The organism is Chlamydophila parapsittaci (genome assembly GCF_006385615.1).
GTDB lineage: Bacteria > Chlamydiota > Chlamydiia > Chlamydiales > Chlamydiaceae > Chlamydia > Chlamydia psittaci.
Genome location: NZ_CP041038.1, coordinates 637,818 through 660,280 on the forward strand (window position 1 = coordinate 637,818; position 22,463 = coordinate 660,280).

Genomic DNA, 22,463 nt, shown 5'->3' on the forward strand with positions numbered 1-22,463 from the left:
CATGGCTCGATATTGTGGCCCTAAAAATAGAATAGCAAGGCGTTTTGGAGCGAATATTTTTGGAAGAAGCCGAAACCCTCTGCTCAAAAAGCCCCATCCTCCAGGTCAGCACGGTATGCAGAGAAAGAAAAAGTCTGACTACGGTCTTCAGCTAGAGGAAAAGCAAAAGCTAAAAGCTTGTTATGGCATGATCCTAGAAAAGCAACTAGTTAAAGCTTTCAAGGAAGTTGTCAACAAGCAGGGCAGCGTCACCAAGATGTTCTTAGAAAGATTTGAGTGCCGTCTTGACAATATGGTGTATCGCATGGGGTTTGCAAAAACTATTTTTGCAGCTCAACAATTGGTTGCTCATGGTCATGTATTGGTGAATGGGAAAAAAGTCGATAGAAGATCTTTCTTCCTACGTCCTGGTATGCAAGTTTCTTTAAAAGAAAAATCAAGAAAGTTACAGTCGGTTAAAGAGTCTTTGGAAAATAAAGATGAAAGTTCTTTCCCTTCCTACATCTCTGTAGATAAAAGCAATTTTAAGGGCGAACTTTTAGTTTCTCCAGAGCAAGATCAAATAGAGGCTCAACTTCCTCTACCTGTAGATGTTTCTGTTGTTTGTGAGTTCCTATCTCATAGAACATAAAAGAAAGTTTCTTTCTTCCAAAAAGAGAGGCGTCAACTATTCTTTTATAGTTGGCGCTTTTGATTTTTTATTTCTGAAAGCTTTTCAACTGCCGAATTTCCTTTGTCCATAAGTCTGGACCTCCAGGAGTCTCTAAATATTTGGGGATCATCCGTGTTTGTTCGTCAGTCATAAGAAATTTAAAACTTTCCATCCCTATATCTCCTTCTCCAAGGGGCGCGTGACGATCCTTGTGTTTCCCCAGAGGAAACATGGAGTCATTAAGATGAAAGGCTCTTAAATATGACAAGCCTATCGCATCATCAAAATTTTTGAGCACTTGCTTCCAAGACTCTGGAGAGGTAATATCATAACCAGAAGCAAAGATATGACAAGTATCTATGCAAACTCCTACCGGGATTTTATGCTTAAGTTTGTCTATGAGGTAACCAAGTTCTTCAAAAGTACTGCCGACAAGTGTACCTTGTCCTGCAGTAGTTTCCAAAAGAACAACAAGAGGCGGGGAGTCTTCGAATAGAGGCTCAACCAAGGAAAAACTTGAAACAATCCTATCTAAGCAAGCTTCTTTAGTGTCATTGACAGCTGCTCCTGGGTGGAAGTTAACAAAGGTAATTCCTAAAGATAGACAATCTTGGATCTCTTGCTGTATGCAAATACGGCTTTTTTCTAGGATTTCTGGATTAGGAGCCCCAGGATTAATTAAATAGCCAGCGTGGCTCATAATATAAGATAGAGAAGTCTCTTCAAGAGCTGTTTTGAACGAATTTATTAAACCATCATTGAGAGGGCGTCTACGCCACTGTCTTTGATTGGCTGTAAACATTTGAACGGTGGAAGCCCCAATTTCATGCCCTTCGTAAATGGCGTTTTGAAGTCCTCCTGCGGTGGATGTATGCGCACCTAATAAAGGGACTTGGGGAGGCGGAAATACCTGCATTTTAATGCTCCAAAAATCTCTATCTGCTATGGATAAATTAAGTATTAAGGGAGTAAGACTTTTTAATGAATAAAAAAGACGGCCAGGGATCAGTAGCCAGCTCACTTTTTAATTTATTGTCAGGAACCTTTTTTAGTCGTGTAACAGGAATGTTACGCGAAATTGTGATGGCAGCGTATTTTGGAGCAGATCCTTTAGTGGCAGCTTTCTGGTTGGCATTCAGAACGATTTTCTTTTTAAGAAAAATCCTCGGAGGACCCATTTTAGGACTGGCTTTTATTCCCCACTTTGAATTTCTACGAGCACAAGATACAAGCCGTGCCGCATTTTTCTTTAAGAGTTTCTCTCGATTTTTCTGTTATAACGCTTGCGCTTTCACATTAATTATAGAAATCGGCTTAGGGATATGGCTGTATCATGCCCAAGGGAACCTTGCCGATGCCTTACTGTTAACTATGATTCTTCTGCCATCAGGGATCTTCCTGATGATGTATACGGTAAATTCTGCCTTACTTCATTGTGAAAAAAGATTTCTCAGTGTGGGTTTAGCTCCTGCTGTTGTCAATGTTCTGTGGATTCTTACTGTATTTCTCGCAAGACATAGTGATCCAAGACAACGGATTATAGGACTATCTGTCGTTCTTGTTATCGGGTTTGTTTTAGAGTGGTCTGTCACCCTACCTGGCGTGAATAAGTTTCTGGGGACAGCAACAACCCCACCTAAGGAACGTGATAGTATAAAAGCTTTGATTGCGCCATTGTCTTTGGGATTACTGTCCATGGGTGTGTTTCAGATCAATCTTTTAACCGATATGTGTTTAGCACGCTATATACATGAAGTCGGTCCGTTATACTTAATGTACTCGATACGCATCCAGCAACTGCCTGTACATTTGTTTGGTCTTGGAGTCTTTACTGTGCTCTTGCCTGCCATCTCTCGTTGTGTTCAAGAAGATAATAATGAAGAAGGCTACGAACTTATGAAGTTTGCTTTGAACCTGACTGTATCTGTGATGGTCATCATGACTGTAGGTTTGTTGCTTCTTGCTCTTCCTGGCGTGCGTGTGTTGTATGAACACGGTTTGTTCCCAACAAGTGCTGTTCACGCAATTGTGCAAGTTTTACGTGGCTATAGCGGGAGTATCATTCCTATGGCTCTCATACCGCTGATCTCTGTACTCTTTTATGCACGTCGTCATTACACCATACCCCTAGTCATAGGTATCTTTGCTGCTATAGCAAACATGGTGCTCAATGTGATTTTTGGTTGTTGGTTGATAAAACACGTTTCAGGCCTAGCCTACGCCACATCTCTTGTTTCCTGGGTTCAGTTATACTTCCTCTGGCAATGTGCATCAAAAAAACATCCTGCGTATTCAGGTTTAATGTGGATTACTTTTAAACGTTCTATAAAGGTTGTTGGTGTCACGAGTTTAGCCTTCATCGTTACCCTAGGGACTAATATTCTTACACATACTACTTATGTGGTTTTCCTTGAGCCCTACACACCACTAGCCTGGTCGTTATCATCTTTTGTAGCGCAAAGCGCTGCTTTTTTCTCTGAAAGTGTCATTTTCTTGGCTTTTTTGTTTGGTTTTGCAAAACTGCTTCGAGTAGAAGATCTTGTAAACTTAACATCTTTTCAATATTGGAAAGGACGCCGAGGCTCTTTGCATAGCTCTTCCGTTGTGCAAGATAGTCAAAATTAGCGAGTTGTTTCCTCCTTTCTTATTAGCAACTGTTTCGTTAGGGTTGTCCAAGTAACCATTTTTTCGATCTTCTTACATTGAATAATTAAATCGACGCTAAGGAAACTATGAAAAAATATATTTATCCATGGTTGGTGTGCCTGACCCTATCGACAGTAGTGTCTCAAGGGTTTGCAAATACACCTTCTAGCATGCAAAGCAAGAACAATTCTCAAACATTTATTAGTTTAGAAGATGTGAAGGCATATTTAGATACTCGAGGTTTCGTAGAAACAAGAAAACGAGGAGGAGTCTTAAGATTAGCCGGAGATGTGCGTGCTAAGTGGATCCATGCTAGGGAAGATATAAAAACACCTCCTGCTCAACCAGATAAGTATAAGCCCTTGCCAGTAAACCGCTATCGTAGCGAATTTAAACTTTATGTGGATTACAACGCCGATAAAACATGGCTAACATCAGAAATGAGTTGGGCAGCAATTGCAGGGGGAGAATCTTCAGCTGCCGGTATGGATATAGACAGAGCATTCTTGGGGTACCGTTTCTATCGAGATTCTCAAACTCGTACCGACGTCTTCATGGAAATCGGACGTTCTTCTTTAGGTAGTATTTTTGAATCAGAAGTACAATTTAATAGTAACTTTGATGGTGTCCATCTTTATGCAGCACGACGCTTAAGCGAACGCTTTCCTTATAATGTGATTATTCATGGCGGACCCTTCGTGGTCAATATGTCGAAAAAACATTATGCCTGGGTTGTTGAAGGAATTGTAAATAAACTTCCTGGGAACTTCTCGGTAAAGTGTAGTGTTATAGATTGGAACTCCTTCTCTCCTGCAGAAGCTCCAGACCCTGCAAAAACATCAGTAGGATCTGTCGCTACAAATCTGAAATATAAGTACTGCGTCTGGCAATGGTTAGTAGGAAAATACTCCGATTTACCTTGGTTCCGCGGAAAGACAAAACCTTTGTATGTTTATGGAGCCTATTTAATAAATACATTAGCAAAAGCAACTGCAACAACCTTAAATGAAAAGCAAAACAAAGCTTGGTTTGTTGGAGGAACTGTCGGAAGGTTAAGAAAAGCTGGAGATTGGTCAGCAACTATACGTTATGAATATGTCGAAGCTTTAGCAGTTCCTGAAATCGATGTATCTGGTATCGGCCGAGGAAATCAGCTGAAGTATTGGTTTGCTCAAGCAATAGCTGGAAATTACGATCCTAAAGAAGCTAATGGATTTACGAATTATAAAGGTGCTTCTTATCTCTTTATGTATGGAATCACAGATTCTTTATCTTTCAGAGCTTATGGGGCTTACTCCAAACCGGCAGATAACCGCCTAGGGAGTGACTTCACCTATAGGAAATTCGATCTTGGGTTAATTTCCGCATTTTAATCAGATTTTTAATAAAATCTTTAAAAAGAGCTCATATCTAATTAAAAGATGTGAGCTTTTTTTTTATCTTTTATAATAAAGAAAAGATTTTATAAGTTTTTTGTTATTATGGTTAATCCTGTTGGTCCTATAGACGAATCTAAAAACATTGCTCCTGCAGACTTATCTACTTTAGGTATGCAGGCTAGCGCAGCAAACCGCAGCTCAGAAGCTGAATCCATAGCCGGAGTCGAAGGTAAAAACGGATCGTCTCATCCTTCAGTAAATACTTTGGGACGACTGAGTTTTCTATCTTCAGCAAGAAATGCTTTAGTCAACTTTTTTAATAAGATTTCTGCTTTGTTCACAGGAAAGTCTGTGCCTCAGGATTTTGATGAGGCCAAGACTCAGGCGACGAATGCCGAGAATGCTCTGAAATCAGCAACAACCTATGAACAGTTTAAGACAGCACTACAACAACTCCAAGATGCTGTCAAATACATGGAAAAATTAGCCTCAACTGACGAACAAAAAGCCGAGGCAGCATCATATACAAAAGCACTAGCAGATAAACAGCCCATTATTGATACAATCAATAAGCTCGGGGGGATTCTTGAAGAAAACCAAAAGCTTTTAGATGCAATAAAGACCACTTCATCTATCGATCAGGTTACAGGAGCTGCTGGACAGGTAGAAGCTAACAAAGCTGCTGCGGCAGCTCTTATTGAAGAGTTGCAGAAATTAGGTATTACAGGAGAGAACTACCCCCTAGTAAAGGATACGGAAACTAAAATTAACACATCCTCAGAAGAAATCACTAAATTAGCAGACGCTATAATGGCAGCTCATAGTGCTGGGAAAAACAGTATTACCGCTGTCGGTCAAGCTCAAGCGAATAACAGTCCTTCAAACATAGAAGCCTCTAAAAACATAATAACGGATGCAAAATCTGCGATAGATGCCGCTCTTGATTTGGCTCCAAATTCTCCGATAGTTAAAGCTGCTCAGAAAGAACAACAAAAGGCAGCGGCGGATATCGAAAAAATTCAACCTAGTGGTGGTGGTGACATTCCTATCGGTGGACCTGGAGCTCCTGGTAGTGTGGGAACTTCTCAGAACCGTGGTACTACCTTAGGGGAAGTTAGGGTATCGATGTTACTTGCTGATGTTGACAACGAGACAGCAGCGATCATCATGCAAGGTTTTAGAAACATGATTGATAACTTCCACGCCCAAAATCCTGATTTTACAGCACCGTTAGAAGAAGTTTTAGCTCAAGTAACAGATTTAACAACCCAAGTAAACCCTGCGGACGCAGAAGCTACAACACAACTACAAGAAATACAACAAGCTTTACAAGAAGCTCTCCAAGGTGCTTCAGGACAAGAAGGTTTGACGAATGCTCTAGGTGCTATAACAACAGCGGCTTCGATTTCTACAGGAGCTCCTATAGCATCTGCAAATCAGGGTGGTTCAGCTGTAAAGCAGCTTTACAAAACCAGTTCTGCATCTGCTAGCTCTAAATCTTACGCAGATTCGCTATCTGCCGGTTATGGAGCTTATCAATCTCTAAATGATGTATATTCACGTAGCAGCGCTGCTAATCGTGAAGTTTTAAATCGTACTTCTACGCCAGCATTAACGCAAACAGTGTCTAGAACAGAAACGCAACCTCGTGACAACGACTCTGCTGCACAAAGGTTCGCAAGAACGATAGCTGGCAATAGCCATACTCTTGGAGATGTTTATGCTTCTGTAAACGCATTACAGACATTGCTAGGTGTATTACAAAGTAATCCACAAGCAAATGAAGAGGAGATTAAGCAAAAGCTTACGTCCGCAATCACGAAAGCTCCACAATCAGGTTATCCTTATGTCCAGCTTTCTAATGATGCGACGCGGAAGTTTATTACAAAACTTGAGGATGAGTTTACTAGAGGATCTAAAAGACTTGCAGAAGCAAAAGAAGCTGCGTTTGAGAGACAGCCTCTGTTTATCCAGCAAGTACTAGTCAACATAGCCTCCCTGTTTTCCGGATACCTACAGTAAAATAGTATTTTCTAAGAACAATGATTTCTTCAAAAGCCTGTTCTGTATTGTTCAGAGCAGGTTTTTTTATGCTTAAATGAGGTCAGTAGAACTCTGATAATTTGATGATGAGAAGATAGGCAGATATACAACGGAATGTATGGGAAAAAGAAGGGAACCTCTTCTAGAAGTTCCCTACTTCAATAAGTTATCTAATTAGGGTAAATTTCACCTACTAGCTTCGAAAGGATTTGGTTAAGCACCTGCATCGATGTCGATACCAACGTCCATTCTTGTTGTACGTTAGTCATCTGATTTTGCAGGTTTAACTGCTGTGTCTGTCCTTGAGTAGTGTAGTTTTGTTGGTCAGATTGAATCTGAGTGAATAAAGGTCCTAATCCTCCGGTAGGTGTGCTGTGAGGGAACCCATTGGAAATAAAACCTTCTAAGCTAGCTAAAGTTGGGATCCAATCTTTAGGACCCTCTATTTTAAAAACGGTTTTTTTGTAATCCTCACCGTTTTTCTCAGGTGTAATTTTAAGATTGGATAAGAGTGCGTTCAAAACATTAAGTTGATTAAATGTAATGGACAGTGAGTACATGTAGTTGGAGGTGGCATCAAGCATCTCGGATTGTTGAGATGAAGAAATCCCTTCGAGTTGTTTGATTTTTTCCAGTAAAGCGTTCACAAATGCTTGAGCCCGTCGACAACGATCTGTATCCCGAGCAATATATTCTTTTTCCCTAGATAAGGCTAAGCAAGTTTCAAAATAGTCACCGCAAAATAGATTCTCTCCTTCTTTACTTTGGATGAGATAGGAGGAAAGGTTGTAGTAAACAGAAGTTGTAGAAAAGTGGTTAGTGATTTTTAAGAGATCATTAATCGCATTTGCAGCAAGGTTATTAAAATTAATTTCTTCGATTAAAGGATTTAAGAATGCAGATTGCTTCGGCAATTGAGAGTTTAATATGAGATAAATAAAGGCAGAACCCAGGCTCTCAGAATTTAACCAACTTTCAACAGCTATTTTGCGTTCGTCAGTGAAACTCGCATTTGCAGGGTTTAAATCGGTGTATTTTTTTTCTAAAGCTGCAATTTGTTGTTGGAGTTGTGTAATGTGAGAATCAGCTGCTGTTTTAAAGCCGTGTAATACTGTAGCTGCTTGCTCAGAGAAACCGTTTGAGCTACTAGTAACAGACTTTAATTCTGTCTGAACAAACTCATTGAATTTTGGAATTTGATAACCACCGTTGTCTTGAATATAGTTAGTTAATGCATTGTTAGCTATTGTTGTAATTTGTTGACTAACTGTAGAGTAAAAAGGGTTATTCTTAATAGCCTCGGCTTTTTGTTTTAGGACAGTCTTGACTGTTACGTCACTAGTTACGGCATTATTTAAAGTGTATTCTGAAATTTCCTGAAAAGAGTCTATCTTTGCAATAAATTGAGTAACTTTAGTTTCATTTCCTATAGTAAGATCGAGATATTTAGGAACATAATTAGTAAAAATCGTTTTTTCGCTTTCTTGTAGATTTGCTTGCATTTGGGATAGACTATTCAACCCCGCGCTAGCTTCCATTGCCGCTGTGATAATCTCAGAGGTGTATTCTTTGGCTTCAGTGATAGTTTTAGACCCATTTACCCAGGATGTAAAGCAGCTTACCGCTTGTTGGAACGTCGCTAGTTGATTTTCTAGAGTCTGTTTTTCATTTTCTATGTCAGAACGAACTGAGGTCAGATTTTGTACAGCGGATTGATATGCAGCTGTAATACCCTCACGGTATATTGCAGCATCCCTAGGTTTTAAATAGGCATCCAGAGTTGTTTTACTCGGAAGTTGCGATGCTGTATAAATAACTTGTAACTCTTCTTCAGTTAATGATTCTTTAGAGAGATAACCACTGAGAGTGAGTTGGGTTTTAATAACTTCTTCTTCACCACCAAGCGCAGGCTCCTTATTAACAGCATCTGTGAGACCGTTAAAAATAGCATGTAGCATTACCATGCCATTAACACTATTGACATTATCTTTATTAGGCTTAGGGACTGATACTGCCAGAGCTTTGATATCATTCATCATTTTGGAGGTTGCTCCACCAATGGTAGATCGGTACGTCATGTACTGCTTTTCAACGTGAGCATCAAAAAAGTCAGATGTAAATTTATCCTCGTATTCTTTAAGGGCTTTCTGAATTTCTTCTTCGGTTGCTCCTGCAGATGTGAGTTTTTCTGATAGGGCGTCTTTTCCTTTCTGAATTTCAGTAGCTTGTTCTTTTTTGATTTGGTTCAGAATGTCTTTCTTCTGAGGTTGATAGCAATTACTAAACACCTTTTTTTGCTCATCCAGACTTAAACTAGGTTTATCTTTCAGAGGTGTGATTAAGGCAATAGATAGAATAATGGAAGATATCTGTGCCAAATTAACTTCGGAAGTAGACTCGATGAACGTCTGTAAGCCATCAAGAATGAGCGGGACAAGAGTTACAGCTGTTGTACCTTGAATCCCGGCAATAGCTTCTGCAGTACTTTGGGCTGAACCTATGAGCTTTACTGAATGAGGTTTAGGCGCTATAGGAGGAGAGGGGAATATAGTATTGTTAGGGTTTAACAACATAGAAGCGTGGATATTTCCTGCTTCTATAATAGATGCTAAACGTTTTAAGGCGTACAATCCAGAATTTAATGTTTCTATGTCTATAGCAGGCTGAGCTTTAGGATTAAAATTAGAAAATTTGTGGTCTAATTTAATATTAAATAAACCATCACCTGAAACTGTTTTCGGTCTGTTTTGTATATAGAAAGAAGACATAGAAATTATTTTTATAATTTTTCTTTTTATTTTCTTATTTTAAAAACTTTTTTTCTATGCTACTTTTTGATTAAAAATTTTTATTCTTCCTATAACATTGTTATTTTTGTTTTTAAGAAAAACGATTTATTTTTGATTAATTATAAAAATAGTTTTCATGTTAATTTTATTAAAAATAAAAGTTAACAAGACTGTTCTCCGTATGGATATCATTAATAGTTACTCTGTTTCAGCACATTATAAAAAATGGCCTGTAATATCTTGCGCAGAGTCAATACAACAACGCCACCAGTTATTAGAAAGCATTTTTCATTACGAAAAGACTGAATTTGAGCGTTATGTAGTGCAGAGATTGCTCTGTATTTTAGATCAACAATCTGATGAAAAGTACCGGCAGTTAATAGACAAACTGCATAAGTTTGAAATAGAAGATCGGACGATTAATAAGGAGAGTAGAACTTCAGCTGTTCATCGTAAGCCTTTATCAGATTTACACGCCTCGATTGCCGTTGTAGCTACGACTTCTGCTGTAGGTAGTAGTGACAGCTTACCTACAGATGACCCTTTCTATAATGCGACTAAACAACAGTGGGCCCACAACTTATTAGAAAAGGTCAAAAAAGTAGTGGATAAGATTGTGGGAGCCACAGCGAAACTGGCTGGTAAGCCAACCTTACTTCCAAGAGACGGGGGTGTGCGCTCTTCAATCGAAAAGGTGGAAAAAGAACCAGAGCCACCCTCACAAGAAGAGTTAGATAAAGCAGCTCTTTTGAAAATTCAAACAGAGGTTGATCGTTTGGCTGCCCTTGGGACGAATTTAACAAACGCTGATTTTGAATCTCTATATAGTTTACCCAAGAAGATTTTTGATACGGTGCAAACATCTTCTCTGTTTACAGGTGGTCAGAAAACCGATTTTATAAATGATCTCTCAGTACAATATGGTAATGCAGATCAATTAGCTCAAGTTTTTGCAGATGGTCGTATTGAGGGATTAAAAGATATTCTCAATGTAGTCAAAGGGAAGTTAACAGAAGAAGAGTACAGCATTTTCTTAGAACTACAACAAGAATTAGAAAATCTACAAACCTCAGTACACACCTATGATCAAGACAAATTTGATCGTATAGATCAAGTTGGAGACCAATTAGCAGATACTATTAATGTATCTGCCTTATCGAGAAACGATAAAATCAATCTATGTTCGCAGATCTCGTATTTATACAAAGATCAGGTAGCTGCTGTAGATTCTTTTGATGTCGTTGTTGATGCAACTATTTTCGTAAATAGTCATCAAGAGGCGATTTTTGATCAGATATCTAGTTTGATAACTTCCTTAATGGGGGTATTTGCTCTTATTAACTTAGGACAAGTAACTACGGAGATTAGCAGCGCTGCTATGGCCGGAGCATTACAAACTGTCCGCGCAATTAATTCTAGATTTGATGATCTAACAGCTGAACAACAACAATTGGTTAATAACGCTTTAAACACATTATCAACGTTTAAGGCTCCTGATTATATAGGCGCTATATGGGCGTATTTTGTTGCTTCAACTGTATTAGCTATGAATACCTCTGCATCTATGCAAGACGTTGGTGCTGTCATAAAAGAAGCAGCGAAAGAATTGGAGGGTTCCAAACTCAGTATAGCTGATTCCATTAAGACGACAATGGAGAACATTGTATCAGCAACTGGGCAGTTTAAACCGGGTAATACTGTTAATGGGGGAGAAGAAACTTATACAATTTATTCACAACAAAATGGCAGCGTAAAAATCAACCCCCAACTTTTAAATCGTGGAAACATAGGATTTTTACCCAACATAACAAACGCTGCAAACAGGTATGCCGAAACTACGGCTAGAGCTTATTTCACATTTAAAGCATTAGCTGGAGTACAAATAGCACAACTCCAATCTAAGATAGATGAATCCCGGGGGCAACTTAAGGATTATCAAGCTTTAAAGGCAGAGCTCTATAAGGATCAACTATATGCACAATCTAATGAGCTGCAAGCTATGGCATTACCTTCAGCCGTGGCTTCGGTATTAATCGATCGTTATATGCCTAAGGAAGTGGGTTTTTTAAATGGTATTTACGATCAGCTTTACTATAGCAACCTCGGATCGTCAGTTGGAAATGCGATGATAGACGCTATTTCCGAGTATGTGAACGCGGCTACATATTTCAATTTTGCCAGTTATGTGGGTCAGCAACCTGCTGTAGGAGAGAAAGGAAAAGATGTATTTCCTGGAACTGCGGATAGCGCGAGAAATAAATTAGAAACAGAACGAAAAAAAGCAGCTGCCTATCTTAAAAGTACGCAAGATGCAGAAATAGTATTGGATGAGCAGGTAAAAAGAGTCACTGAAGATTCCAAAATTTCGAATGAGCAACGTACACGCATCATCGATTCTTTAAATAACTATAGAGATAATTTGAATGCGATATCAGGATCTTTAGTCTTGTTACAAAACTATTTAGCTCCTTTAAGTGTGAGTGAAGGTAGTGTTGCTGGAACGTTTCGAGTTACCGGTGGAGAAGAACAATGGCAGGCACGACTGGAGATTTTAGAAGATGCGTTAGTATCTGGGTTGTCAGGTAATGCTATCAGTGGGGGGATGTTCCCATTACAAGCTACTATACAATCAGATCAGCAGTCTTATGCCGACATGGGACAGAACTACCAGCTAGAGTTACAAATGCACCTAACGTCTATGCAGCAAGAATGGACCGTTGTCGCGACGTCTTTACAGGTGTTAAATCAGATGTATCTGAGTTTGGCAAGAAGTTTGATGGGCTAAGGGTTTGTTAATTTATAAGATTTTTCTTATAGACAACCAGGGTTTGGCATGATTTTCGCTCCTTATTTTCTTGTGAAAGGAAGAAATAGAAGGGAGGGAGTTATGGCCACGCCACAGATGCAACAAGAATTAGCTCGTTTAGAATTCATTAATGATCAGCTGCGTACAGAGCTAGAGTATGTCAACACGCTGTTGTGTGATATAGGATTCCCTGAAGGATTAACTACGATCAAAGCGATAGCGAAAGAAGTGCTTACAGACGAGGATTTGTTAGACTAATAAGAGAATGAATCGCCAAGGTAGTGCTGCTTTACCATAGGGTTGGCTATCATTTGTGAGGAAGAACCTTCGAAGAAGATCTTTCCATCAATAATGAGATAGCACCGATCAGCTATGGAAAGTAATTCTTTGGCATTATGGTCTGTAATAAGAATGCCAATACCTCGACTGGAAAGAATTTTGATTAGGTATTTTACATTTTGAATGACGAGAGGATCAACGTTTGCAAATGGCTCGTCAAGTAAAAGAACACTAGGATTTAAAGCTAATACGCAGGCGATTTCTAATCTCCGTCGTTCTCCCCCAGAGAGTGTTCCGGCTTTTTTATTGATGCAAGAGGCCAGTTGTAAATCATCAATCAATGTATCTAGAAGATGGGATTGTTGTTTTCTTGCTTTGTAGATAATTTCTAGGATACAAATTAAGTTTTCTTTTACTGTCAGATCCTTAAATACCGTGGGCTCTTGAGCTAGATACCCAATTCCCAATCTTGCTCGATAGTCCATAGTTCTTTTAGTCACATCCGTATTTTTGAATATGATCTTCCCGGAATCTGGACGGATTAAACCTACAGTAAGGTAAAATGCAGTTGTTTTCCCTGCGCCATTAGGACCTAGTAGACCAACCACTTCCCCCGCATTTACTTCAAATGAGACGTCGTTAGTCACGGGTTTTTTGTTATACTTTTTTACTAAATTACATACGGAAAGTATCGGCATAAAAAACTCATTTTCTCAATAAAGATAGGGACAAAGTTTTCATGCCTCCTACAGCTCGTTCCTCAGGAGCCTGGGGATCAGGGTGGATAGGATCTACATGAAAGCGACAATCATAAATATTTAAGGAGCAGTCTTGGTAATTTAACAGCCCACCGTTGCCCTGAAATGTCATAAGTTTGTCTAAGTCTTGGGTATGGATATGACCAGAAAGTTTAGACAGAACCTCTTTACAAGCATAATTTGCATCAGAGAGATGCAGTTCCATACAAGATTTATCCACATGGCAGTTAAAAAACTGCCGGTCAGGAGAAGTGATCTGTTTGTGTACCCCAAGTTTTTTTATCTTTAGAAAAGGAGGCGCCTTTTCAAAATGCTTGTTCATGCAAGAGACATCGCAAATGCTATCTACTTTGATTATAGCAACGATTGTTGTACAGGCAATCCCAAGTATCGCTAATGAGCAGAACAAGCCGTAGAACAAAAATTTGGTCATACTGCAGCCATCTCAAATGAACGTACACATTGATACAGCTGATTCCATATCGGAAGGAGAGCTTCAAAAGTCTTTAAGGATAACATAGACGCAGCATCACTTTTTGCTATAGCAGGATTCATATGCGTTTCTATGAATAAACCATGAGCTCCTGCAGCTAGAGCAGCTCGTGTCAACGTAGGTATAAACTCTGTTTGTCCACCACTATGGGTTTTTAACCCTCCAGGAAGCTGCACAGAATGCGTCCCATCAAAAACTACAGGGAAGCCCATCTTTGAGAGAACAGCAATAGAACGCATATCCGAAACAAGATTATTGTAGCCAAAAGAACAGCCGCGTTCTGTTAAAATAATCTTGGAATTTCCGGTAGAAAGGACTTTGTCTACAGGGCCTTGCATATCCCAGGGAGAGAGAAATTGCCCTTTTTTAATGTTAATAACCGCATGTGTTTCAGCAGCAGCAACGAGAAGATCCGTTTGGCGACATAGAAATGCAGGGATCTGAAGAATATCACAAACCTCTGCTGCTGCACGTGCTTCTTCCGGTGAGTGCACATCAGTAAGGATTTCTACGCCAAAAGTTTGTTTAACTTTGGATAAGATTCTCAACCCCTCTTGTAACCCGGGACCACGATAAGAATTTATAGAAGAACGGTTTGCTTTGTCATAGCTACTTTTGAAAATCCAGTGGATGTGATCGGTATAGGGAGCTACTATTTCTTGGATTTTTGAGGCGATTTCTAATGTAGTTTCTTCTTCCTCTATTACACAAGGCCCAGCGATCAGGATCATCTTATCTGAGAACATCGTACGCCCTCTTTTTCTTTCATTAAAAAGCCACTATAGAGCTTTATTTTAAACAAGTCTACTCACGATTTTAAGGATAGAACGCTCTTCGAGGAACACAAGGGAATAGGAGGGCCGAGTCTTAAATTGACTTTTTTAGACATAGATTTATACTATAGCATGAATTATCCCTTTGCCTAGGCCGAGGTCAATATCTTTGGCCAAGGTTTGACATCTCTCAATAGATCTGGACCGATAGCTCAGTGGATAGAGCATTCGCCTTCTAAGCGAATGGTCGCAGGTTCGAATCCTGCTCGGTCCGAACTCTTTAAAGTTGAAAAGCTGTCAAATAGAAGAAAAGTCTCCCTTCTTTTTGCCTGCGGAGTTTCCGCAGGCGGAAACGGAATACATCTGGCGAGTATAAAATATTATAGAAAGTCTATCTAAAGGGGGAAGACTCTATAACTATTTATCTTCCATAATTTCTAAGCTAACTTTTACATTATTTCTACTAGCTACAGATACCAGAAGAGTACGAATAGCTTTGATGGTGCGGCCCTCTTTTCCAATAATTTTACCAATATCAGGTTTCGCAACGGTTAATTCGTAAATAATGGTGTGAGTGCCTTGAACTTCTTTAATGTGTACTTCCTCAGGGCGGTCCACAAGGTTTTTGATAATGTAACTTAAAAAGTCTTTCATAAAGTAATCCTATAACTAAATTCGCGTTATCTGCGGGAGAACGGTAAAAAATCGAACTCGAATTAATTTAATTTTAATTGGTCTGTTAAAATAATCAAACTTAATTAACGATCAAATTTATTTTATGGTTGATTCAAATAATTGTTTGTTAATAACAGTTTTACTATTATGAAACTCTTTTATTATCAAGATCTTCATATCCCGGGGCAATTCTGTTGTTAGGTTTAGATGTTTATGCGTCTGAGGGTGGATAAAATTCACGCTATAGGCGTGTAATTGTTGTTTGTCAAGACCATAACATGAGTTGGCAGAAGCTGATCCATAAACTGGATCGCCTAAAATTGGGGTAGATAGATGTTTCATGTGAACTCTAAGTTGATGAGTTCGTCCTGTTTCTGGATACAGGAGCACTAAACTTAATTTCCCGTTGTAAGCAAGTACCTCGCAACGAGTAATAGCTTCTTTCCCTATAGAGGAAACCGCCATTTCTTTGCGTTTAGTGTGATGCCTGGCTAATTTGGTGTGGATTATAGAGGCAGATGGCTTCCCTACACAAATCGCTAAATAGCTCTTTTTTAACTGTTTTGTCGCAAATAACTCACTGTAAATCATTTTTGCTTGGCGGGTTTTTGCAGTGATGAGTAAACCTGAAGTATCTTTGTCCAATCTATGGATGATACCAGGTCTCCACGGCTCTTCAGGGAACTCTTGTTTGAGACGCTCTCCAATTTCATGCAGTAGAGCATGAACAACCGTACCTCTAGTGTGTCCAGGAGCTGGATGTACCACCATGTCCCTAGGTTTATTTATAACGAGAATCATTTCATCTTCATAGATTTTCTCTAGGGGGATGGCTTCAGGTAAGAGTTCTGAAAGTTCTTCTTTTTCCTCAATGGTAATAGAGACTATGTCTCCAGGAGCCAGTTGGGTGGAAACTTTTGTCTGTATTTGCTCATTAATTGTAACCCGTTTATCTAAAATGTGCTGTTGATAAAAAGCTCGAGAATATTTTGGGTTTTGCGAAACTAAAAACTTATCTAACCGATCTCGATTTGTTTCATTAACAATAAAAAGAAGGGGAGTATTTGATTTCATTGCAATGAGCAGTTTTTATTAAAACATTTTAAAATAAAGAAGCTTATGGTTCTAGGGAAAAGCGAAAATAGATCCTTGTAAATACATATTAGAAAAAATACTTAATTAATTGGGCTGTTGTTGTTTTCAGATATTTTTGTATCAAGATAGATGGCCAAACAAGAAGAATACAGTTGACGCGCTATTTAAATTTAAAATTTTAGTTAGCAGGAACTGTGAGTTCAATTTGTTTAAATTGCGGACAGGCCAGGAAAACAAGGGAATCAACGGATGAACATAAGAATGTATGGGTAAGAAGGCTAGATACGTGATTCACAGCTTTTTGCCATTGTTCAAGAGTACAGGGGAAAGAAGAGATTTCTTTAGCAAGATAGGCAGTAGCATTGTAAGAAATCAGAGAAAGATAGAGATCCTGGTTTAAAAATGGAGCCCAACGTTTTGCAGAGTTTAGAAAATATGAGAGGTCTTTTTCGCTTAAGGGTAGGGCTAAAAAGTAGGAGATTCCCATACTACTCTTTATAAATAGAACGCATTTTTTTAGAGGCTTTTTGAGCACGATCCATTTCTTTATGGATGTTGCCAAACGAAGAAATCAGAATAGATTGAATGAACTGGTCATACATCTCTTTCCCTTTTTCTTCTCCCATTTTCTGAATAAGAGCTAATCTTAGCTGATCCAAGGTACGTACAGGACCTTCGAAGGTCGTGTTCGTGGGTGATAGATATTCAGGAGTTGGCGTCTCTTTTACTGGCGCAATTTCCTGAGTCTCAGCTTTTTTGATGTTGATGTAACGTGGTTCCATAATCCTATAGACCTTGGTGGCTAGCTTAATTATGCATTTTACTAAGTAGAGAACTTATTTTCTATAATCATAAAATAAAAAGTTTCAAAAAATAGAAATTTATTGTTTTTGATTACACTAAAGTTTGTTGTTTAAGAATGGATTTCTTTTGTTTAGAAAAAGATAGAACTTGAGTCTTTCTTTTCCCGAGATCACCGTATTTTGCTAAAAGGCCTTTGAGATATTTGATAGTGAACTTTTTCATGTTGCTGAGATCTTTTTTTACCGCAGCTTGTTTTTTCTCTATTGTTGTGAGATCTTTGGTGTAGCTGTTTTCATTAAAGCAGAGAATTTTCTTAATTGCTAAGGAAGCCAGTTGCCCTGTTGCTTGTTTACTTGGGATTTCAGGTAAGCTAGAGAGAAAAGGTGCTAAAGCCGTCAAAACAGCTTCATGGAGATCTTCTTGAGACACCTTATTTTTTAACTTAGAGAGGTTTTCCCTGACCGTATCGTACAGACGGTGTTTAATGAAAATATATTCCAGAGATTTATAGTAATGTTCTTGCGCTAACTCATCATGGAGTATCTGCAGTTCTTTTTGGAGATAGCCTTCCAAGACTTCTGTGTGGAGTTTTAAAATTTCAGAGACAGAAGTCTCAATAGGTTTATTATTATAAATCGCTGTGGGTCTCGAGGTTAACACGACTTGACATTCCGTATGTTGGAATAAAGGTTCGATAATATCCTTAGGATAGACTCCTTTAGGAAGTTTTATTTCTATGTGGGGTTGGTCTGTTGAGAAATCTTGAATGGAATCAATTTTGATCACGCCGCGTTTAGCTGCGTTTTCTATAGAGCGGATTAGGGTTTCTGTTGTAGTGGAGGGGCAAATTTCTTTTATGATTAGGGTTTTTTGATCCACAGTTTGAATAGACGCGCGCATGGTTATTGAGCCTAAGCCATCTTGATATTCCGAGGCATCCATAACACCTCCAGAATAGAAATCAGGGAGCAAGGTAAAAGCACGATTATTTAAAATAGCAATTTGTGCTTCTATAAGCTCACAAAGGTTGTGCGGGAAGATTTTTGTCGTCATCCCTACAGCAATCCCTTCAACACCATGTAACAAAAGTAAGGGAAGCTTAGCAGGAAGGATATCAGGCTCCTTATCTCTTCCGTCATAGGAATCATGAAAAGACATCAAATCAGTATTGAATAAGATTTCTTTAGCTAGAGGGCTAAGACGTGCTTCGATATATCTCGCTGCTGCATGAGGGTCTCCTGTTAGAGGATTCCCAAAGTTCCCTTGCATATCGATAAGGTACCCTTTATTTGCTAGCACAACAAGAGCTTCGACAATTGGAGCATCCCCATGGGGATGTAGTGCCATAGTTCTACCGGCAATATTGGCAACTTTGTGCATTTTGCCGTCGTCCATACAAAACAATGTCCAAAGTAAGCGTCTTTGGACGGGTTTAAGGCCGTCAAGGATATGAGGAATGGCTCTTTCTAAAATCACATAAGATGCGTAATGCATAAAATGTGTTTTAAAAAGTTCTGAAACATCATGCATAAATTATAAGTTGGTAATCAGGTTATCCATAATAAATTGTTTTCGTTCTTTAGTGTTTTTCCCCATGTAAAATTGTAAAAGGGAATCTAAAGATTCTAATGAACTAATTGTTACAGGAGTCAGGCGCATATCCGCACCAATAAAGGTTTTAAATTCTTTAGGAGAGATTTCTCCTAACCCTTTAAATCGCGTGACTTCTATATGAGCTTCTTTTTTCCCTAATTTCTGTATTGCCTGAGTCTTTTCCTGATCTGAGTAGCAATATAGTGTCGTATCTTTATAACGAACTTTAAATAGAGGCGTCTCTAAAATAAACAGGTGCTGGTTTTCAACAACGGACAAGAAAGTCTTTAAAAAGAATGTAATTAATAGATTCCGGATGTGCATGCCATCCACATCAGCATCGGTGGCAAGGATGATTTTGTTATAACGCAAGTGTTGCGTGCTATTTTTTGTAATGCCTAATGCTGTGGCTAGGTAAAACAACTCATCGTTTTTGTACATTTTTTCTTCTTCTAAAGAAAAAACGTTCATAGGTTTCCCTCGAAGAGAAAACACAGCTTGCGTTAGCGGATTTCTTGAGGATAAAATGGATGCAGAAGCAGACTCTCCTTCTGTCACAAAAATAGATGATGCCTCACCATACAGAGAACGCTCATTATAGTGGAACTTACAATCACGAAGTTTCGGAATTTTATAATGGAGTTTCTTCTGCTTGTCTTTAAGATCCTGCTTTATGAATTGGATGTTTTTTCGTGTTTTTTCATTTAGCTTAATCTTTTCTAGAAGAAGATCTGAGCGAGATTTGTTTTTTTTCAGCTCTTGAATAATCGCGCTTTTGACTTCCTTGATGATTCCTGAGCGAATTTGTGTATTCCCAAGTTTATTTTTTGTTTGGGATTCAAAAATGGGCGAAGCAATTTTTATAGCAATACAGCCTACAATCCCTTCACGGATATCATTGCTTGTAAAATTCTTTCCAAAGTACTCATTGATACCTTTAACAACGGCCTCTTTAAAAGCTGCTAGATGAGATCCTCCATCTAGAGTTTCTTGACCGTTAACAAAAGAAAAATACCGCTCGCTGTGCGTTTCTAAATGTGAAAATAAAAACGATAACTCAGAATTTTGGAAAGCAATAGGGGGATAGAGTGTTTTTTCTGGAATTTCTTCTTTAAATAGATCAAGAAGACCTTGTTGCGAGATGAACACTTCGTTATTACAAATAATCTCAAGGCCAGGGTGCAAGTAGGTGTAACGACGAATTTTTTTTCTTAAAAACTCATCATTGAAAGCAAAATTGGTGAAAATCGTTGGGTCTGGAGAAAAGGTAATTTCTGTTCCATCAGGATCTTTCGTAGATCCTTGTCGCGAATCTTGCAGAACTCCTTTGTAAAATGTGGCGTAGTGGTATTTTTTCTTCCGTACAGAACGTACGGTAAATTTCTCAGAAAGTGCATTTACCGCTTTTAATCCAACACCATTTAATCCTACAGAAAAATGAAAGACATCTTGAGTGTACTTTGCTCCCGTGTTGATTTTCGAAACACAGTCGATCATTTTCCCTAGGGGAATCCCTCGTCCAGAATCACGTACAGTGATGGTAGAGTCATCAGTAAAAATGGAAATAGTTTTCCCATAACCCATGATGAATTCATCAATCGCGTTATCCACCACCTCTTTAAATAAGGTATAGATACCATCTTCAACTTGAGAGCCGTCTCCTAATCTTCCTATATACATGCCGGCTCGTAGGCGGATGTGTTCTAAGGAGGCTAGAGAAACCACACTAGCTTCAGTATATGTTGCCATATTTTTCTATTCTTCTTGCTATATTCTAGAGGAAAAGAGTTGTGTTAGAATTCTTCTGCGTGATGTTTGTATTCAAACTTCATAGCTGGCCATAACAGTGCTGCGAGTATTTCTCAACACTAGCATGGTGTACTATTAAACCCATAGAGATCTAAGCCCTTCTCTCAGAGAATTTGTCAGATTACGACATTTCTTTTTCTCAATCAAGATAGACATAATTTTTAGATTAAAGTTTATGCTTTTTATATTTTTAATATTTTCGAATGATTTTTATAATTTAATCATTAAAGAAGATAGTATCTTGATGTTAGACTATATTTTCTGAAATGCTGTACTGGTTCATCGATTAAAAATAACACCATAGAGTCTGGAAACTCTATATTTTGCATCTTGCATTTAGACTCAGGCAATGCTTGTTTATTTTTCTAATCTAGCGAGTAAATGCTGAGGGAGAGTGGATAAATAGATGGCATCTAATTTTGTCTTGGGCTATACACCTAGATTACTTTCGTTCTCTATTCTCTATTATTTTTCTCATGGTTAGAGGATAAGCGGAAAACTTATTGCAACGTGCTTATGGTCCTAGGAGTTGTTGGAATTAGCTATCGAGAGGCTGCTTTAAAAGAAAGGGAAGCAGTAATTAATATCTTAAAGGATTTCGAAGCTGATTCTTTTTTTTCTCAGCGTTTTTTCGGTGATGACGGATCTTTCGTTTTATTGCTGACATGTCATAGAGCGGAAATTTACTATTTTTCTAAAAGTAATCGTCATGTTCAATCAAAATTGCTGTCGCAGATTTCTTCTTTAGGAGCACGTCCTTATTGTTATCAAGGACTTGCGTGTTTCACTCATTTATTCACCGTGACTAGTGGTATGGATAGCTTAATTTCTGGAGAGACCGAAATACAAGGCCAAGTGAAACGCGCGTATATAAAAGCAAAAACAGATCGAGAATTACCCTTTGCTCTACATTTTCTATTTCAGAAGGCTTTAAAAGAAGGAAAGGATTTTCGTTCCCAAGTGTCTTTATCTCATCCTGTTGTAACGATTGAATCTGTCGTTGAAGAAACTCTAGACTTGCATGGTAAATCAACAAAAGACAAACTTTTATTTATCGGTTACTCCGATATTAATCGGAAGATCGCAAAGGGGTTGAGTGCGAAAGGTTACCGAAATCTAATTTTTTGCTCTCGAAAAAATATTTCCATACCATACGATACAGTGGCTCGTAGTCAACTTTCTTTTAGGGAACCCTATGACGTCATTTTCTTCGGATCATCGGAATCGGCTAAAGATTTTTCTGGGTTATCTTTAGAAAGTTTGGCCAGCGTCCCCAGCCGTGTGATTTTTGATTTTAATGTTCCGCGTACCTTTACTTTGGCGGAAAGTCCGAAAGATATCATATGTTTGGATATGGATTTTATTAGCGAGCGTGTGCAGAAAAAACTTCAAATTAGTAAGCAATGTACAAATAAAGAAAAACCATTTTTAGCTCTAGCAGCAAGAAAACAATGGGAAGTTTATGAAAAAAAGAGCTCACATATACCTTCGAGCCAGGTTCGAGCTTCTCGTCCTAAGCTGTTGATTCTTTAGCGTCTAATTCATCTCTTGACATATACAGCTATCGAAAATACTCTAGGCTTTCATCGTTAACTCCGATGAATTTGTATGCAAGTGTGGTCTAGTACTGGCAGATTGTAGTTGATAACAATTGCAATAAAAATCATCCCGATTTTTCTTAGGTCTTTTGTTCTTTATAGTGAAAAAGATGAACAAGAAAACGAACATGAGATTGTTTATAAAAACAAGAAATCGTTTTTATTTTTAAAGTTTGTATTGGCATAACTCAATTTAAAGGCTGAAAAAGCCAAGTCTAGAAAAGAGGTTGTCTAAATTTTTGAAGAAGAGACAGCCGTTCCTGTATTAGGA

General features: G+C 38.5%; 18 protein-coding genes and 1 tRNA gene. 8 read left to right on the plus strand and 11 right to left on the minus strand.

All coding sequences use genetic code 11. The annotated features are described in order from the left end of the window. Nucleotide 1: 1 nt before the first annotated feature. A complete protein-coding gene (rpsD, locus tag FI836_RS02745) occupies nt 2-631 on the plus strand; it encodes a 30S ribosomal protein S4 (protein ID WP_006342686.1) in 630 nt (209 codons plus the stop codon). Between the two features lie 67 nt (nt 632-698). On the opposite strand, the gene FI836_RS02750 is transcribed toward rpsD, so the two are convergent. Continuing rightward, the gene (locus FI836_RS02750) at nt 699-1,568 is read right to left on the minus strand and encodes a deoxyribonuclease IV (protein ID WP_013462573.1); all 870 of its coding nucleotides are present in this window, start codon (nt 1,566-1,568) and stop codon (nt 699-701) included. Nucleotides 1,569-1,633: 65 nt separating this feature from the next. Here FI836_RS02750 and FI836_RS02755 point away from each other — a divergent pair, with 65 nt between their 5' ends. The 3 genes from FI836_RS02755 (at nt 1,634) to FI836_RS02765 (ending at nt 6,699) form a co-directional block, all read left to right on the plus strand. After that, complete coding sequence (locus FI836_RS02755) at nt 1,634-3,277, plus strand: lipid II flippase MurJ (protein WP_006342688.1); 1,644 nt, start codon at nt 1,634-1,636, stop codon at nt 3,275-3,277. A 107-nt stretch (nt 3,278-3,384) separates the two neighbouring features. Next, nucleotides 3,385-4,671 carry a hypothetical protein gene (locus FI836_RS02760; RefSeq protein ID WP_006342689.1) on the plus strand — a complete coding sequence of 429 codons (1,287 nt, stop codon included), beginning with the start codon at nt 3,385-3,387 and terminating at the stop codon, nt 4,669-4,671. A 108-nt stretch (nt 4,672-4,779) separates the two neighbouring features. Further along, nucleotides 4,780-6,699, plus strand: coding sequence for a hypothetical protein (locus tag FI836_RS02765; RefSeq protein WP_014943610.1), 1,920 nt, complete (start codon nt 4,780-4,782; stop codon nt 6,697-6,699). A gap of 191 nt (nt 6,700-6,890) precedes the next feature. On the opposite strand, the gene FI836_RS02770 is transcribed toward FI836_RS02765, so the two are convergent. Further along, nucleotides 6,891-9,488 carry a CT620/CT621 family type III secretion system effector gene (locus tag FI836_RS02770; protein WP_139934569.1) on the minus strand — a complete coding sequence of 866 codons (2,598 nt, stop codon included), beginning with the start codon at nt 9,486-9,488 and terminating at the stop codon, nt 6,891-6,893. Between the two features lie 202 nt (nt 9,489-9,690). Between FI836_RS02770 and FI836_RS02780 the strand changes: the two genes are divergently transcribed. Both FI836_RS02780 and FI836_RS02785 read left to right on the plus strand, forming a co-directional pair. Further along, nucleotides 9,691-12,294 carry a CT620/CT621 family type III secretion system effector gene (locus FI836_RS02780; RefSeq protein WP_014943612.1) on the plus strand — a complete coding sequence of 868 codons (2,604 nt, stop codon included), beginning with the start codon at nt 9,691-9,693 and terminating at the stop codon, nt 12,292-12,294. Nucleotides 12,295-12,396: 102 nt separating this feature from the next. Next, nucleotides 12,397-12,573, plus strand: coding sequence for a hypothetical protein (locus tag FI836_RS02785; RefSeq protein ID WP_234885805.1), 177 nt, complete (start codon nt 12,397-12,399; stop codon nt 12,571-12,573). Here the strand turns inward: FI836_RS02785 and lptB are convergent. Genes lptB through kdsA form a run of 3 tightly spaced genes read right to left on the minus strand, consistent with a single transcriptional unit; the run spans nt 12,570 to nt 14,591 of the window. After that, a complete protein-coding gene (gene lptB, locus FI836_RS02790; RefSeq protein WP_006342694.1) occupies nt 12,570-13,292 on the minus strand; it encodes an LPS export ABC transporter ATP-binding protein in 723 nt (240 codons plus the stop codon). The genes FI836_RS02785 and lptB overlap by 4 nt on opposite strands. 7 nt (nt 13,293-13,299) lie before the next feature. Next, a complete protein-coding gene (locus tag FI836_RS02795; protein WP_006342695.1) occupies nt 13,300-13,785 on the minus strand; it encodes a DUF1137 domain-containing protein in 486 nt (161 codons plus the stop codon). Continuing rightward, nucleotides 13,782-14,591, minus strand: a complete 810-nt coding sequence (gene kdsA / locus FI836_RS02800; protein WP_006342696.1) for a 3-deoxy-8-phosphooctulonate synthase — start codon at nt 14,589-14,591, stop codon at nt 13,782-13,784. Before kdsA ends, FI836_RS02795 begins: the two co-directional genes overlap by 4 nt. A gap of 228 nt (nt 14,592-14,819) precedes the next feature. On the opposite strand from kdsA, the gene FI836_RS02805 reads away from it, so the two are divergent. Continuing rightward, nucleotides 14,820-14,892 (plus strand) — tRNA-Arg (locus tag FI836_RS02805). 143 nt (nt 14,893-15,035) lie between these two features. On the opposite strand, the gene FI836_RS02810 is transcribed toward FI836_RS02805, so the two are convergent. From FI836_RS02810 to FI836_RS02835, 6 genes are all read right to left on the minus strand, one after another. Next, on the minus strand, nt 15,036-15,272 hold the full coding sequence (locus tag FI836_RS02810) for a KH domain-containing protein (RefSeq protein ID WP_006342697.1): 237 nt from the start codon (nt 15,270-15,272) through the stop codon (nt 15,036-15,038). A 117-nt stretch (nt 15,273-15,389) separates the two neighbouring features. After that, nucleotides 15,390-16,367: an RluA family pseudouridine synthase gene (locus FI836_RS02815; protein WP_006342698.1), complete on the minus strand. Its 978-nt coding sequence runs from the start codon at nt 16,365-16,367 to the stop codon at nt 15,390-15,392. 199 nt (nt 16,368-16,566) lie between these two features. Then, nucleotides 16,567-16,875, minus strand: a complete 309-nt coding sequence (locus tag FI836_RS02820; protein WP_006342699.1) for a hypothetical protein — start codon at nt 16,873-16,875, stop codon at nt 16,567-16,569. A gap of 1 nt (nt 16,876) precedes the next feature. After that, a complete protein-coding gene (locus FI836_RS02825; protein ID WP_006342700.1) occupies nt 16,877-17,170 on the minus strand; it encodes a hypothetical protein in 294 nt (97 codons plus the stop codon). A gap of 112 nt (nt 17,171-17,282) precedes the next feature. Next, nucleotides 17,283-18,722, minus strand: a complete 1,440-nt coding sequence (locus FI836_RS02830) for a DNA gyrase subunit A (protein ID WP_014943614.1) — start codon at nt 18,720-18,722, stop codon at nt 17,283-17,285. A gap of 3 nt (nt 18,723-18,725) precedes the next feature. After that, nucleotides 18,726-20,534: a DNA topoisomerase IV subunit B gene (locus FI836_RS02835; protein ID WP_014943615.1), complete on the minus strand. Its 1,809-nt coding sequence runs from the start codon at nt 20,532-20,534 to the stop codon at nt 18,726-18,728. Nucleotides 20,535-21,110: 576 nt separating this feature from the next. Here FI836_RS02835 and FI836_RS02840 point away from each other — a divergent pair. After that, entirely contained in the window at nt 21,111-22,127 is a 1,017-nt protein-coding gene (locus FI836_RS02840) for a glutamyl-tRNA reductase (protein ID WP_014943616.1), read from the plus strand. Nucleotides 22,128-22,463: the final 336 nt, after the last annotated feature.